The 15,001-nt window shown below is 71.5% G+C and carries 12 protein-coding genes; 3 read left to right on the forward strand and 9 right to left on the reverse strand.

Annotated elements, in window-relative coordinates:
* Positions 1–42: 42 nt before the first annotated feature.
* The 6 genes from trmFO to uvrA form a co-directional block, all read right to left on the reverse strand.
* The gene (trmFO, locus tag M6G65_RS08240) at positions 43–1,470 is read right to left on the reverse strand and encodes a methylenetetrahydrofolate--tRNA-(uracil(54)-C(5))-methyltransferase (FADH(2)-oxidizing) TrmFO (protein WP_238198956.1); all 1,428 of its coding nucleotides are present in this window, start codon (positions 1,468–1,470) and stop codon (positions 43–45) included.
* Between the two features lie 75 nt (positions 1,471–1,545).
* Positions 1,546–1,692 (reverse strand): DUF1127 domain-containing protein, encoded by a 147-nt coding sequence (locus M6G65_RS08245; protein WP_192711280.1) that lies wholly within the window; start codon positions 1,690–1,692, stop codon positions 1,546–1,548.
* A 276-nt stretch (positions 1,693–1,968) separates the two neighbouring features.
* A complete protein-coding gene (locus M6G65_RS08250; protein ID WP_238198957.1) occupies positions 1,969–2,229 on the reverse strand; it encodes a GCG_CRPN prefix-to-repeats domain-containing protein in 261 nt (86 codons plus the stop codon).
* Between the two features lie 166 nt (positions 2,230–2,395).
* On the reverse strand, positions 2,396–3,370 hold the full coding sequence (locus tag M6G65_RS08255; RefSeq protein ID WP_238198958.1) for a S1C family serine protease: 975 nt from the start codon (positions 3,368–3,370) through the stop codon (positions 2,396–2,398).
* A gap of 247 nt (positions 3,371–3,617) precedes the next feature.
* On the reverse strand, positions 3,618–4,601 hold the full coding sequence (locus M6G65_RS08260) for a transporter (protein WP_238198959.1): 984 nt from the start codon (positions 4,599–4,601) through the stop codon (positions 3,618–3,620).
* A gap of 533 nt (positions 4,602–5,134) precedes the next feature.
* Complete coding sequence (uvrA, locus tag M6G65_RS08265; protein ID WP_238198960.1) at positions 5,135–8,293, reverse strand: excinuclease ABC subunit UvrA; 3,159 nt, start codon at positions 8,291–8,293, stop codon at positions 5,135–5,137.
* 419 nt (positions 8,294–8,712) lie between these two features.
* Between uvrA and M6G65_RS08270 the strand changes: the two genes are divergently transcribed.
* Positions 8,713–9,891, forward strand: a complete 1,179-nt coding sequence (locus M6G65_RS08270; protein WP_238198961.1) for an MFS transporter — start codon at positions 8,713–8,715, stop codon at positions 9,889–9,891.
* Between the two features lie 3 nt (positions 9,892–9,894).
* Here the strand turns inward: M6G65_RS08270 and M6G65_RS08275 are convergent, their stop codons facing one another.
* Entirely contained in the window at positions 9,895–10,320 is a 426-nt protein-coding gene (locus tag M6G65_RS08275; RefSeq protein WP_238198962.1) for a cupin domain-containing protein, read from the reverse strand.
* A gap of 10 nt (positions 10,321–10,330) precedes the next feature.
* Positions 10,331–11,350, reverse strand: coding sequence for a zinc-binding alcohol dehydrogenase family protein (locus M6G65_RS08280; protein ID WP_238198963.1), 1,020 nt, complete (start codon positions 11,348–11,350; stop codon positions 10,331–10,333).
* Between the two features lie 110 nt (positions 11,351–11,460).
* Between M6G65_RS08280 and M6G65_RS08285 the strand changes: the two genes are divergently transcribed.
* Both M6G65_RS08285 and M6G65_RS08290 read left to right on the forward strand, forming a co-directional pair.
* On the forward strand, positions 11,461–11,820 hold the full coding sequence (locus M6G65_RS08285) for a winged helix-turn-helix transcriptional regulator (protein ID WP_238198964.1): 360 nt from the start codon (positions 11,461–11,463) through the stop codon (positions 11,818–11,820).
* Between the two features lie 101 nt (positions 11,821–11,921).
* Complete coding sequence (locus tag M6G65_RS08290; protein WP_250103811.1) at positions 11,922–13,970, forward strand: methyl-accepting chemotaxis protein; 2,049 nt, start codon at positions 11,922–11,924, stop codon at positions 13,968–13,970.
* Positions 13,971–14,075: 105 nt separating this feature from the next.
* Here M6G65_RS08290 and M6G65_RS08295 read toward each other — a convergent pair whose 3' ends face one another.
* Positions 14,076–14,933 carry an amidohydrolase family protein gene (locus M6G65_RS08295; RefSeq protein ID WP_238198966.1) on the reverse strand — a complete coding sequence of 286 codons (858 nt, stop codon included), beginning with the start codon at positions 14,931–14,933 and terminating at the stop codon, positions 14,076–14,078.
* Between the last annotated feature and the right edge of the window lie 68 nt (positions 14,934–15,001).

A 15,001-nucleotide genomic window follows, 5' to 3' on the forward strand; every position in this document is an offset into this window, starting at 1 on the left:
CGGGGGCTGGAGGTTCCGGCCGTGCAAGCCCCGTGCGGCGGGCTATTCCGCCGCTGCAGGTCTCGACGCCGCACCCTGCGCACCGCCCATCCAGGCGGCGAGGTCGGCCCGAGCCCGGTCGGTCAGCGCCCGCTTCTTCAGGGCGGCCTTCTCCGGCCCGCGGAGGCGTCGGCCGGTCTCGTTGCGGGGCGCCCGCTCCAGGGGCGGGAACAGGCCGAAATTCACGTTCATCGGCTGGAACGAGCGCGGGGCGTTGGCCTCACCGTCCGCCGCCACGTGGCCACCGGTGATGTGGGCGATCAGCGCCCCCAGGGCGGTCGTCTGGGGCAGGGGCGCGAGCGGGTGGCCGGCGGCCTCGGCCACCGCGAAGCGGCCGGCCATCAGCCCCACCGCGGCGCTCTCGACATAACCCTCGCAGCCGGTGATCTGGCCGGCAAAGCGCAGGGCGGGGCGCGCCTTCAGCCGGAGCGTGGCATCGAGCAGGCGCGGGCTGTCGAGATAGGTGTTGCGGTGCAGGCCGCCGAGGCGGGCGAACTCGGCCCGCTCCAGGCCGGGAATCGTGCGGAAGATCCGCACCTGCTCGGCATAGGTCAGCTTCGTCTGGAAGCCGACCATGTTGTAGAGGGTGCCGAGCGCGTTGTCCTGGCGCAGCTGCACGATCGCGCAGGGCTTGACCAGCGGATCGCGCGGATTGGTGAGGCCGACGGGCTTCATCGGGCCGTGCCGCAGGGTCTCGGGGCCGCGCTCGGCCATGACCTCGATGGGCAGGCAGCCGTCGAAATAGGGCGTGCCCTCCCACTGCTTGAACCCGATCTTCTCGCCCGTCACCAGGGCGTCCACGAAGGCCTCGTACTGCGCGCGGTCCATCGGGCAATTCAGGTAGTCGGCCCCCGTGCCGCCGGGACCCGGCTTGTCGTAGCGGGACTGGAACCACGCCACGTCCATGTCGATCGAGTCGCGGTGGACGATCGGCGCGATGGCGTCGAAGAAGGCGAGGGATTCGGCCCCGGTGAGCGCACGGATGCCCTCGGCCAGCGCCGGGGCGGTCAGCGGGCCGGTGGCGACGATGCAGGGCCCCCATTCCTCCGGCGGCAGGCCCTCGACCTCCCCGCGGACGAGGGTGACGTTGGGATGCTGTTCCAGGGCGCGGGTCACCGCGGCGGAGAAGCCTTCGCGGTCGACCGCCAGCGCCCCGCCCGCCGGCACTTGGTTGGCATCGGCCGCCCGCATGATCAGCGAACTCAAGCTGCGCATCTCCTGATGGAGCAGCCCGACGGCGTTGCCCTCCGGATCGTCCGACCGGAACGAGTTCGAGCAGACGAGTTCGGCCAGCCCGTCGGTCTGATGGGCCTCGGTGCCGCGCACCGGGCGCATCTCGTGGAGGACGGCGCGGTGGCCGGCCTCCGCCACCTGCCAGGCCGCCTCGGATCCGGCGAGACCGCCGCCGACGATGTGGATGGTCTGTGTCATGTCTGAGAATAGCGAAGGACCGCCGTCCGGATCAACGGGCGGCGGTCCTTCGGACGGCTCTCGCGATGGCTGGGATCAGACGCGGGCGATGCCGCGGATCTCGCTGCGGTTGATGCCGAGATCGGCGAGGTCGCGATCCGACAGGCGGGAGAGCTGGGTGATGGTGTCGCGGTACCGGAGATAAGCGCGGACGCGGCTCAGGACGCTACGGGCGGCGGACATGGTGTGCTGTGACCTCTGCTCGGGCAGACGATGGCGCCTCATTGCGCATCGCTGCCTCTTGTTGGTGCAATGCACATATAGGCCGACCGCAGCGCAACAGGAGTCGAAAGGTCAAGCATCAGCCCTGCGGGAATTGCATAACCGGCTTAAGAAACCGCCAACCATTCCGGATGGTCATTCTTTGGGCGCATGTAGAAACGCGGTCCCGGACGCGCGAAGGGCGTCCCGCCTCGCGGCGGAACGCCCCCCGATACGCCGATCGACCGCTTCCGGGTCTCAGTAGAACGGGCGCGGTCCGTAGAAGCCGTAGGGTCGGTAGAACGGGCGCGGCCGGACGTAGCCGCCATAATAGACCGGCCGGCGCCAGTAGCCGTAGGGGCGGGGCCCCCAGTTCGGACGGCAGATGCCCCAGGGATTGGGATGAAAGCCGGGGCCGCAGCCGCCCGCCGCCTCGGCGGTGCCCGCGAGCCCCAGGCCGCCGGCGATCGCGGCGGCCATCACGAGCGCCTTCGCGCGCGGCGCGCTCAGAATCGTCATGACTCGATCTCCTCATTACGTCCGGCGGATCGGCAGCCGGTCGATGAAGATTCGGCCCCGCCACCTGAACCGACGCTGAGCCAGAAGTTGTGTCCGGTACAGGCTCGCGGCGGCATCCCGGCAACGCCGTCCGCACCGCGGAGGTTGCGGCGCGGCGATGGCGGCCTCAGTGCAGGGACGGGGTGCGCAGGAACCGTTCCCGGTCCCCGGAGACCAGGGCGAGCTTCACGCCCCGCCCCTCGCGCCGGACGGTGAGCGGCACCCGCACCCCCGCCTCGCCGAGCGCCCAGACGCTGCGGAACAGGGCGGCGAGGTCCGCCACCGGCTCGCCCGCCACCGCCTCGATCACGTCGCCGGCCTGGAGGCCGCCGGTCTCGGCCGGTCCGCCATCGGCGAGGCCCATCACGACGATGCCCTCCTCGCTCTCGGTGGCGTAGAGGCCGAGCCAGGGCCGGGGCGGACGGTTCGCGCGCCCGCGCGTGGCGAGGTCGTCGAGGATCGGCGGCAGCAGGTCGATCGGCACCACCATGTTGATCGGGCGCGCGCCGCTGGCGCCGCCCTGCTGCAATTGCAGGGAGCCGATCCCGAGCAGGTCGCCCTCCGGGCCGATCAGCGCGGTGCCACCCCAATGCGGGTGCGCGGGGGCGGTGAACAGAGCCTCGTCCAGCACGTATTCCCAGTAGCCGGCGAATTCCTGCCGGGCGACGACCTCGACGGCGACGCAGCGCTGGCGTCCGCCCGCGCCGGCCAGCACGGCCCGGTCGCCGGTCTTCAGCCCGGCCGAACGACCGAGCGACAGGGCCGGGACCCCGAGATCGCCCAGCGCCTGGACGAGGCCGAACCCGGTGGCGGCATCGAAGCCGAGCACGTGGCCCGGCACCGAGCGGCCGTCCCGGGTGGTGAGCCAGACGCTCTCGGCCTCGGTGACGAGGTAGCCGATGGTGAGCACCAGCCCGTCCTCACGGATCACCACGCCGTTGCCGGCCCGCTCGGTGCCGAGGGTCTCGGCCGTGAAGGCACCCTCCGGGATCCGCGCCGAGAGGGCCAGCACCGCCGACAGGGCCCGGTCGAGGTCGTAGCCGTAATCGGCAGGCCTGGGCTGGGCCTGCGCGGGGATCTTCCACTCGCCCTGCGTCGCCATGATCGTCCTTCGGCTCGTCCATCCGCGTCCTGGCTGGCCCTGTCCTGGCTGGCACCGACCGCGCGAAAGGGCACAAGATAGGATGTTCGCGCGGCCCGTGACACCCACGGACCGGCACCGGCACGCCATTCGCCGCATGGGCACGAACGAAAACCGCCCGGCCGGAGCCGGGCGGTGCGCCGTCCGGAGGGACGGCGTGTTCGGAGGGACCGGATCTCCCGCCGGATTGCGGCGGGAGACCAGAGCCTCAGTACTTGCGGACGAGCGCAGCCGGGACCGGCGACGCGGCCGGGGCCGGCGAGTAGAGCGGCACGATGAACCGGATCCAGCCGTCGGTGGAGTAGTCGCTGCGAGCGCGGCTGAACGGCGTCGCGGCGATCTGCGCGCCGGTCACGACGTCGCGGGCGACGTAAGCCTGGACGGTGAAGACCTTGAAGTCGTAGCCGATCAGGCCGCCGATGGCGAAGCGGCCGCGGTTGCCGGCCGCCGCGCTGGCTTGGCTGATGTCGAAGTTGTAGGTGCCGTAGGCGATCGGACCGATCTCGAAGTTGCCGAACTTCTTGGTTGCGGTGAGGTCGAAGTTCAGGGCGTCCGAGAGGCGGATCGGGCCGATAGCAGCGCCGACTTGGCCGGGGAAACGGCCGGGCGAGTCGTAGATGTTGGCGGTCAGGTTGGCGGTGATGTTCCAGCCGTCACCGGTGTAGCTGCCGGCGACGCCGAAGCGGTAGGTGTTGGAGGAGAGCTGCGGCAGGACCGGCGTGGCGGTCGTGCCGTTCGCGGTGATGATCGAGCCGCGGTCGCCGTTCAGGTCGTTCAGGTACGCGCCGCCGAGCAAGCTGACGCCGAAGTTGTTGCCGAGGTCGAACGCCCAGATACCGCCGACGAAGGTGCCGACGTTGATCGAGATGTCCTTGTTGCGCACGCCCGCCGGGTTGCGGGTGAAGGCGAACACGGTCGGGGGCGCCACGAGCAGCTCGACGCGGCCGCCGAACGGCACGAACGGGGTCGACCACACGAGGACCGGGATGTTGACGGCCGTGTCGGGATCGTTCCGGCCGTCGGTGCGGCGGTAGGTGAACGTGTTGATGGCGTAGATGCCTTCCGGCAGCGGCGCGCCGACGGCGAGACCGACCTGCTCGCCCGGAACCGTCGTGGTCTGCGCCTGCGCGATCGTCGAGGCCATGCCGACCGTGAGCGCGACCGTGCCGGCCGCGAGCCAGTTCTTCATCATTTTCTCATTCCTTCCCAAGGTCTCAAGGCATCCGTCCCGCATTCGGCATTTCCCTGCCGGTCTGCTCGCCTATCGCGGCTGCCGGCTTCGGACCTGCCGAGCGCCCCCACGGAGCCTGCCCGTCTCAACGTCTGCGACTATTCTACAGAGACCTGCGGAAAGACAGTGGAATGCTCGCCGAAACGGCAAAACCGGCCGAACCGTTGCGCAAAAGCCGCATTTTTGCGGCGATGCAACACTGTCCACAGGCCCGGCCCACAATCGTCGGTTCGGCAAAATATCGTTGAATGGTCAAGCTGTTGTCCCCCCGGGTCACGGGAGAATCCGGCAAATCCGGCGCGGGCGGGACGCCGTCGGGGCGACCGGGCGCCGGGACCGGAACGGCCAGCCGAAATGGGCCGTGTGGGACCCGGACCGGTATCCGACAGCCCGAATCAGGTTCGGCCGCGGGCGCCCGGCCGGCCTTGGCGGCCTGGACCGGGCAGAATTTGCCGCGTCGCTACGGGCTTCTCGGGGGACGTGGACGCCCGGGCCTATTCGGCGGCGCTGCGGCGGGCAGCGCGGGGCGTGGCCTGCGGGGCAGGGCGCCTTTCCAGCACCTCGCGCAGGAACCGGCCGGTATGGCTCGCGGTCGAGCGGGCGATCTGCTCCGGCGTGCCCTGGGCCACCACCCGGCCGCCGCCGTCGCCGCCCTCGGGACCCATGTCGATCACCCAGTCGGCGGTCTTGATCACTTCGAGGTTGTGCTCGATCACCACCACCGTGTTGCCCTGGTCGACCAGCTCGTGGAGCACCTCCATGAGCTTGGCGACGTCGTGGAAGTGCAGGCCGGTGGTCGGCTCGTCGAGGATGTAGAGGGTGCGGCCGGTGGCGCGCTTCGACAGCTCCTTGGACAGCTTCACCCGCTGCGCCTCGCCCCCCGACAGGGTCGTGGCCTGCTGGCCGACATGGACGTAGTGCAGGCCGACCCGCTTCAGGGTCTCGAGCTTGTCGCGGATCGCCGGCACAGCCTTGAACAGCTCGGCCGCCTCCTCGACGGTGGAGTCGAGCACGTCGGCGATCGACTTGCCCCGGTACTTCACCTCCAGGGTCTCGCGGTCGTAGCGCTTGCCCTTGCAGACGTCGCAGGTGACGTAGACGTCCGGCAGGAAGTGCATCTCGATCTTGATGACGCCGTCGCCCGAGCAGGCCTCGCAGCGCCCGCCCTTGACGTTGAACGAGAAGCGGCCGGGCTGGTAGCCGCGCGCCTTGGCCTCCGGCAGGCCCGCGAACCAGTCGCGGATCGGCGTGAAGGCGCCGATATAGGTGGCGGGGTTCGAGCGCGGCGTGCGCCCGATCGGCGACTGGTCGATGTCGATGACCTTGTCGAGATGCTCCAGCCCCTCCAGCCGCCCGTAGGGCGCCGGGTGCTCCAGGGCGCCGTTCAGCTTTTTTGCGACGGCCTTGTAGAGGGTGTCGATCACCAGGGTGGACTTGCCGCCGCCCGAGACGCCGGTGATGCAGGTGAAGGTGCCGAGCGGGATCTCGACATCCACGTCCTTCAGGTTGTTGCCCCGCGCGCCGAACAGCCCGAGCTTGCCCTTCCGGCCCTTCCGCCGGGCGGTCGGCGTGCGTACCGCCATCGCGCCGGTGAGGTATTTCGCGGTGAGTGAGGCGGGATTCGCCAGCACCTCGGCCGGAGTGCCCTGCGCAATGATCTCGCCGCCGTGGATGCCGGCGCCCGGGCCGACATCGACCACGTAATCGGCCTGCAGGATCGCGTCCTCGTCGTGCTCGACCACGATCACCGAGTTGCCGAGGTCGCGCAGGCGCTTCAGCGTGCCGAGCAATCGCTCGTTGTCGCGCTGGTGCAGGCCGATCGAGGGCTCGTCCAGCACGTAGAGCACGCCGGTCAGCCCGGAGCCGATCTGCGAGGCGAGCCGGATGCGCTGGCTCTCGCCGCCCGAGAGCGACCCGGAGCCGCGGGCGAGCGTCAGGTATTCCAGGCCGACATCCACCAGGAAGGTCAGTCGGTCGCGGATCTCTTTGAGAATTCGGACCGCGATCTCGTTCTGCTTCGTGGTCAGCTTCCCCGGCAGCTCGGAGAACCAGCGATGGGCCTCCGAGACGGACAGAGCCGTCACGTCGGCGATGTCCGCCATGGCGACCTTCACGGCCAGAGCCTCGGGCTTCAGCCGCTTGCCGCCGCAGGCGGCGCAGGGCGTCTCGCTCATGAAGCGGCCGATCTCCTCCCGGACGGCGTCGGAATCGCTCTCCTTGTAGCGGCGCTCCAGGTTCGGGATCACGCCCTCGAACGGCTTGGTGACCGTGTACTTGCGCAACCCGTCGTCGTAGGCGAAGCGGATCGCCTGGCTGCTCGATCCGTACAGCACGATGGCGCGGGCCGTCTCCGACAGGCTCTGCCAGGGCACGCTCGTCTTGAAGCCGAAATGCTCGGCCAGCGCGTCGAGCGTCTGGCCGTAATACGGCGAGGTCGACTTCGCCCAGGGGCCGACCGCGCCGCGCTTCAGGCTGAGGGCCGGATCGGAGATCACCAGCTCGGGGTCGATCCGCATCTCGTGGCCGATGCCGCTGCAGGTCGGGCAGGCGCCGAACGGGTTGTTGAACGAGAACAGCCGCGGCTCGATTTCCGCGATGGTGAAGCCCGAGACCGGGCAGGCGAAGCGCGACGAGAAGGTGACGGTCCGGGGCGCCTCGCCCTCGGGGGCGTCGGCGAACACGATCTCGGCGATGCCGTCGGCGAGCTCCAGCGCGGTCTCGAAGGAATCGGCCAGCCGCGAGCCGATATCGGCGCGGACCACGATGCGGTCGACCACCACGTCGATGTCGTGCTTGAACTTCTTGTCGAGCTTCGGCACGTCGTCGATGGCGTAATATTCGCCGTTCACCCGCAGCCGCTGAAAACCCTTCTTCTGGAACTCGGCGATTTCCTTGCGGTACTCGCCCTTGCGGCCGCGGACCACGGGCGCCAGCAGGTAGAGCCGGGTCTTCTCCGGCAGCTCCAGCACCCGGTCGACCATCTGCTGGACGGTCTGGCTCTCGATCGGCAGGCCGGTGGCCGGCGAGTAGGGGATGCCGACCCGCGCCCAGAGCAGGCGCATGTAGTCGTAGATCTCGGTGACCGTCCCCACGGTGGAGCGAGGATTCTTGGAGGTGGTCTTCTGCTCGATGGAGATCGCCGGCGACAGCCCGTCGATCTGGTCGACGTCGGGCTTGGACATCATCTCCAGGAACTGGCGGGCATAGGCCGAGAGCGACTCGACGTAGCGCCTCTGCCCCTCGGCGTAGATCGTGTCGAAGGCCAGCGACGACTTGCCCGAGCCCGACAGCCCGGTGAACACCACGAGCTTGTCCCGGGGGATGGTCAGGTCGACGTTCTTGAGATTGTGCTCGCGGGCGCCGCGGATCGCGATAACCCGCCGGTCCTCGGCAGGAGCCGGCGCGGCATCGAACAGGGCGGCCAGCTTGGCGTCGACGGCAGCCTCGGTCCGGGCGGCGGACACCTCGCCCTTCGCGCGGACCGGCTTGGGCTGGGCTGCCTTGACCGGAACTCCCTTCACAGGGGCTACCTTGGCCGAAGCTGTCTTGGCCGGAGCTGCCTTGGGCGGGACCGCCTTGACGGGCGACTTGGGAGCGGCTTTGGCGGCGTCGGCGCGGCTTGCGGCACGACTTCCAGCTTGGGCTTTGGCCATGAGGGCGGCGGTCTTTCGAGGCGTCGACGCGGTCAGATCGGATTCGCGCGCGGGCCAGCCGCCGCAACGGCCTCATGTCGAGCCCGAGGAGGCTCACGGCAAGATGCGGCCGGCGGGACGCAGGCCCGTCATGCGCCGCCCTTGCTAGAACGAAACGCGTACGGCGGCAACCACTCGGTGAACGAACACCCGTCTCAGCGAGCGCAGCGAAGCGATCCGGAGAGCGCCACGCTGACCAGTCGCGCGCTACCCTGGGCCAACTCGCTGCGCTCGCGCGGACGCGGCGCAGCCAACGGCCGCCATCAGAGTCCGGCGGCCCTATCTTCGCCAAACCTTGGCCCACCTTCGGTGTTGCACCGCGGAAGCTGAGATCCACGTCGCCGAATCCCGCCCTCAGATCCACATCCCGACCGGTATCGATGCCAGCGCTCGACCTGACCGCTCCGGTCGCCATCCCTGGAGCCGACGACCGGGCCGCAGCCCAGCAGAGGCTGTCCACCCGGCTGCTGTTCCTGATCGTCGGCCTCGCCAACGCCACCTGGGCGCCGCTGGTGCCGCTGGTGAAGGACCGCGCCGACCTCGACGCGGCCGGGCTCGGGCTGCTGCTCCTCACCTTCGGCATCGGCTCGATCCTGACCATGCCGAGCGCCGGGGTGGCGGCCGCGCGGCTCGGCTTCCGGCCGGTCCTGCTCGCCGGCACGCTCGCGATCGGCCTCGCCCTGCCGGTGCTGGCCGTGGGCTCCGGGCTCGTGCCGCTCACCGGGGCGCTGCTGCTGTTCGGGGCCGGGATGGGGGCGGTGGACTGCGTCATGAATCTGCAGGCCGTCGCGGTGGAGCGCGCCGCCGGGCGCCCGATGATGTCGGGCTTCCACGGCCTCTACAGCCTCGGCTGCATCCTGGGGGCGCTGCTGGCCAGCGTCCTGCTGGGCACCGGCCTCGGCGCCGGCTGGAGCGTGCTGATCCTGGTGGCCGGCATCGTGGCCCTGTTCGCGGCCGCCTGGCCGGGCATCCTGCCGGCCAGCGGGGCAGGGGGAAGCGGCGGGCCCGCCTTCGCGCTGCCCCGCGGCCCGGTGCTGGTGCTGGGCCTGCTGTGCTTCGTGGTGTTCCTGACCGAGGGCTCGGCCCTCGACTGGAGCGCGGTGTTCCTGATCCAGCAGCGCGGTCTCGACCCGGCCTGGGCGGCGCTGGGCTACGCGGCCTTCTCGGTGACCATGACGGCCGGGCGACTCGGCGGCGACCGGGTGGTGGCCCGGCTCGGCCGGCGGTGCGTGGTGGTCCTCGGCGGCCTGCTGGCGGCCGCGGGTCTCGCGCTCTCGGTCCTGGTGCCGGCCTGGGAGGCGGCACTGGCCGGCTACGCCCTGGTCGGGGCGGGCTGCGCCAATATCGTCCCGGTCCTGTTCACGGCCGCCGGCCGCCAGAGGGCGATGCCGGCGCGCGTGGCCGTGCCGGCGGTGACGACGCTGGGCTATGCCGGGGTGCTGGCGGGTCCGGCGCTGATCGGCTTCGCCGCGCAGGCGCTCGGCCTGTCCGCTGTGCTCCTGATCGTGGCGGCCCTGCTCCTCGGCGTGGCGGCGGCCGGGCGGTCCCTGCGGGTGTGAGGCTCACGCCTCGGCGTTGCGCGCCATGAAGGTGGCGGGGCTGCCGTCCTCCGGGTTCACGAAGACGATGTCGGTGGGCGCCCGCCGGGGCGTGTCGATCGACAGGAACACCACCGGCGCCCCGGGCGCGATCTCCGGCATCGCGTGGACCGTACCCTTCTCGAAGAACAGGAGCTGGCCGGGGCCGAACGCGGTCACCGAAGCGGGATCGCGCATCCAGAAGGTGCCCCGGCCTGAGAGGCAGTAGAGGTACTCGTCGCAGGTGGCGTGGTAGTGCGGCGGGGTCGGCCGGTAGACCCGGAACACCCGGGCGCTCGCGGCCTCCCGGTCGGTCAGGTAGGTATCGACCAGGAGGGTCTGGGCGCTGTCGGGCAGCGCCGCCGCCAGCGCCGCCACGTCGAAGATCCCGGTCCCCGCCGACTCCGCCATCGCGTCCCCCTCAATCCGCAAAGCCCTCGAGCACGATCTTGCCCTTGGCCCGCCCGCTCTCGATCAGCGCGTGGGCCCGCCGCAGGTTCGCGGCGTCGATCCGGCCGTAATGCTCTCCCAGGGTGGTGCGCAGCCGCCCCGAATCAACGAGGCGGGCGACCTCGTCGAGGAGCGCGCCCTGGGCGGCGATGTCGGCGGTGGCGAACATCGAGCGCGTGAACATGAACTCCCAGTGCAGCGACAGGCTCTTGCGCTTGAGGAGCCCGACATCGAGGCGCTCCGGATCGTCGATCAGGGCGAGGCGGCCCTGCGGGGCGATGAGATCCACGATCGCGGCGAGATGGGCGTCGGTGTTGGTCGTGGAGAAGACCAGACCCGGCGCGCCGAGCCCCAGGGCCGCCACCTCCGCCGCCAGGGGCCTGGAATGGTCGACCACGTGGTGGGCGCCGAGGTCCCGGCACCATTGCGCCGTCTCGGGCCGCGACGCGGTGGCGATCACGGTGAGGTCGGTGAGCGCCCGGGCGAGCTGGATCGCCACCGAGCCGACGCCGCCCGCGCCGCCGACGATCAGGATCGCCGGGGCGGCCCCGGGCACGGGCTTTCCTGCGTCGAGACGGTCGAACAGGGTCTCCCAGGCGGTGATTGCGGTGAGCGGCAGGGCGGCGGCCTGCGCCCAGTCGAGGCTCGCGGGCTTGTGCCCGACGATGCGGGCATCGACGCAATGGTACGCGGCGTTCGTCCCCGGCCGGGTGAGATCGCCCGCGTAGTACACGGCGTCGCCCGCGGCGAAGCCCGCGACCTCCGCGCCGGCGGCCACGACGGTGCCGGCCGCGTCCCAGCCCAGCACCTTGACGCCGCCCTCCTCCGGCGCGGCCCGACGCCGGACCTTGGTGTCGACCGGGTTCACCGAGACCGCCTCGACCTTCACCAGCAGGTCGCGCGGGCCGGGCTCGGGCTGCGGCAGGTCGCAATCGACCAGGGCTTCGGGATCGGTGATCGGCAGGGACTTGCGGTAGCCGACGGCGCGCATCGTGATCTCCTCGAGCTGTCGCCGCAGGAGATGCCGCCCGCCTTCACGGACCGCAAGTACGCACATAAAACGCCAATAGTACCGAAAACGATACCGTCGGAGACATCGCCATGCCGCGCACCCGCCATCACACCGGCGCCTGCAGCCCCGGCTGCGCCGTCGAGGCGACCCTCCGGTTCATCGACGGCAAGTGGAAGGGCGTGATCCTCTATCACCTGCTGGAAGGGACTCTGCGGTTCAACGAGATCCGCCGGCGGCTGACCAGCGTGACCCAGCGCATGCTCACGAACCAGCTGCGCGAAATGGAGGCGGACGGCCTGATCACCCGGACGGTCTACGCTCAAGTCCCGCCCAAGGTCGAATACAGCCTGACGGCGCGCGGGCGCTCCCTGGAACCGGTCATCCGCGCCCTGAAGACCTGGGGTGACCTGCACGCCGATCAGGCAGCGACCGTCCACGACGCCGCTTGATTGGGCAGATCGAGCCGGCGACGGCGGCAAACCTATAACGGGTTCTTTAAGACTTGGCCGGATGGTGGATCGTCTCCTTTCGGACACTTCCAGATCCACCGATGCCGATCCTCGCCTCGCTCCGCGCCCGCATCCTGGCGGTGGCGCTCGCCCCGTGCCTCGCCTTCGCGGGGGCGGCGGGCCTCGCGGTGTCGGACCAGTGGGCGCGGCGGGCCGAGATGGACCGGGTCGAGAGCCTGGTCGGCCTCGCCTCGCGGATCAGCGCCTTCGTGCACGAGGCCCAGCGCGAGCGCGGCGCCTCCAGCCTGTTCCTGAGCGCGAAGGGCGCGCAGTTCGGGCCGGAACTGGGGACCCAGCGCGGGCGCACCGACACGGCGCTGGCCGGCCTGCCCGAGGCCATGGCGGGCGCGACCGGCTTCGGCCCGGTCTTCGCGGCCCGCGCCAGGGGGTTCACCACGGCGCTGGCCGGGCTCGCGGCGCAGCGCCGGGCCATCGATGCCCTCGGCCCGAGCGCGCCGCAGGCGGCCGCCTTCTACACCGGCCTGATCGGCGAGGGGCTCGGCCTGGTGCGGGCGATGGGCGGGGTGATCGGCGAGGCCGGCCTCGCCGCCCGGGCGAACGCCTACGCGGCCTTCCTGGCGCTCAAGGAGGCCGCGGGTCAGGAGCGGGCCGCCGTCTCGGCCGCCTTCGCGTCCGGCAGCCTGGACCTCGCGGCCGCGCGCCGGCTCGTCACGCTCTCGGCCGAGCAGGCGACCCATGCCGCCCTGTTCCGGGCCGGGGCCGAGGCCGGACAGGCGGCCCTGCTCGACGCCGCCGAGGCGACCGAGCCGGCTCGGGAGGTGGCGCGCCTGCGCGAGGGCGCGCAGGCAACGATGCCGGGGACGCCACTGGCCTTCCGCGACGCGCCCGCCTGGTTCCGCCTCGCCACGCAGCGGATCGACGCCCTGAAGGGCGTGGAGGACCGGCTGACCGCCGACCTCGTGGCGGCCGCGGGCGCGGTGCGCGCGCGGGCCGACCGGATGCTGACCCTCTGGATCGCCGGAGGGCTCGTCCTGTTCGCGCTCTCGGCCGGCCTCGCGGCCTGGCTCGGCACCGCGATAGCCCGGCCGCTGACCCGGATGGCGCGGGTGCTGACCGCGATCGGCCGCGACGCGGGAACGGAGGATCTGGCGATCCCGTCCGGCGGCCCGCGCGAAGTCCGGGCGATCGCCGCCGCCGCGCTCGCCTTCCGCGACAGCGTCGCCGAGCGCCGGGCGGCCCGGGCCGCGCAGGAGCGGCTCGCCGCCGAGACCCGCGCCGCCCAGCAGGTGGCTGCCCGCGGCCTCGCCGACAGCTTCGAGCGCCAGGTCGGCGGCATCGTGGCGGCGGTCTCGGCGGCGGCCGGACGGCTGGAGGCCGCCGCGCACGGCATGGCCCGGGCCGCGCAGGACACGACCGATCTCAGCCGCACAGTCGCAGAATCCGCGGATTCCGCCGCGCGCTCGGCCGACACGGTGGCGGCAGCCACCGAGGAGCTCACCGCCTCGGTGCGGGAGATCGGCGTGCAGGTCGGGGCCTCGGCCGACCTCGCCGCCGCGGCGACCCGGGATGCGGACGGAATGGCCGGGGAGGTGCACCGCCTCGCCCAGGCCGCCGGCAGCATCGGGGAGATCGTCGCGATGATCTCGCAGATCGCCGGCCAGACGAACCTTCTGGCGCTCAACGCCACCATCGAGGCGGCGCGCGCGGGCGAGGCTGGCCGCGGCTTCGCGGTGGTGGCTGCCGAGGTGAAGCACCTCGCCGAGCAGACGGCTCAGGCCACCGAGGAGATCGCCGCCAAGGTCGCGGAGATCACCGGATCGACGGAGGCCTCGGTCCGGTCCATCGGCGGCATCACCGAGGTGATCCGCACCCTGGCGCGGATCGGCGCCGAGATCGCCGCCATGGTCGAGCAGCAGGGCGCCGCGACCGCGGAGATCGCCCGGACCACCGCACAGACCTCGCAGGACACCGGCGGGGTCTCGAAGCACATGGCGGGCGTCGGCGCGGCGGCCGGAACGGCGAGCCAGGGCTCGGCCCAGGTGCTCCAGGCGGCCGGCGACCTCTCCCGGCAGGCGGGCGACCTGCGCGGCGCGGTGGAGGATTTCCTGGCCCAGGTCCGGGCGGCCTGAGGACGGGATTTTCGGAGGGCTCGGCCCTTCGGCGGGGTGTCGGGGGCGCCCCGACATCCGGGCCGCGCCCGCGAAAGGTCTCGGCCTTTCGAAACCGGACTGTCCCTACGCGGCGAGGCCGAGCCCGAGGAGCCGGTCGGCGTTGCGCCAGAGGGCGGCGTCCAGGGCCTCCTCGGACAGGCCGAGGCCGCGGAAATCCGCGACGCCCTGGCCCATCGGGCGGAACGGGAACGAGGAGCCGAACAGGAACTGGTCCCTCATGAATCCGTTCGCCGCCTCGACGTAGAGGCCGCCGCCCGGCGCGAACGTGTACATGTCCGGCGAGACGAAGACGTTCTCGTTGCGGAACGCCACCGTCACCATGTCGGCGACGCGCGGGTAGAACCCGTGGCAGCACACGATCGGCAGCTTCGGAAAGGTCCGGGCGACCCGGTCGACCGCGAGCGGGTCGTTGAGGCGCAGGTCCGGCGTCGTCGGCCCCGACATCACGAAGGCCGGGACCTTGAGATCCTGGCACAGTTCGTAGAGCGGCATCAGGCGCTCGTCGTCGGCCGTCATGGCCTCGCGGTAGAAGCCGGCATCGAGGTTGATGCCCTTGAAGCCGAGCTCGGTCACGGCGCGCCGCGCCTCCGCGACCGCGGCCTTGCGGCCGAGCTTCACCGGATCCACCGAGGCGATGCCGATCAGGCGCTTCGGGTCATGCCGGGCGGCCTCCGCCAGCGCGTCGTTCGTGATCCGCACGCCCGGCACCGAGCGGGCGACCATGACGGCGACATCGATGCCGGCGCCGTCCATCTCGGCGCGGAAGCCCGCGATCGTCGTGCCGCGGGTGAAGTGCTCCACCTCCCGGCTGCCGACCCGGGCGTTCAGCCAGCGGGCGACGCCGAATTCCGGCGTGTCGGGCTCGGCGCCGAAGAACCGGTGCAGGAAGGTCGGCCGGCTGCGCATGTCCACGACGGGCATTTTTTGCGACTCTCCGATGAGGCTGGGGGATCGTCGGGTGTGTACGGCCAAGTCCGGGGTTTTAAAAA

Source organism: Methylobacterium tardum, assembly GCF_023546765.1.
Lineage (GTDB): Bacteria > Pseudomonadota > Alphaproteobacteria > Rhizobiales > Beijerinckiaceae > Methylobacterium > Methylobacterium tardum.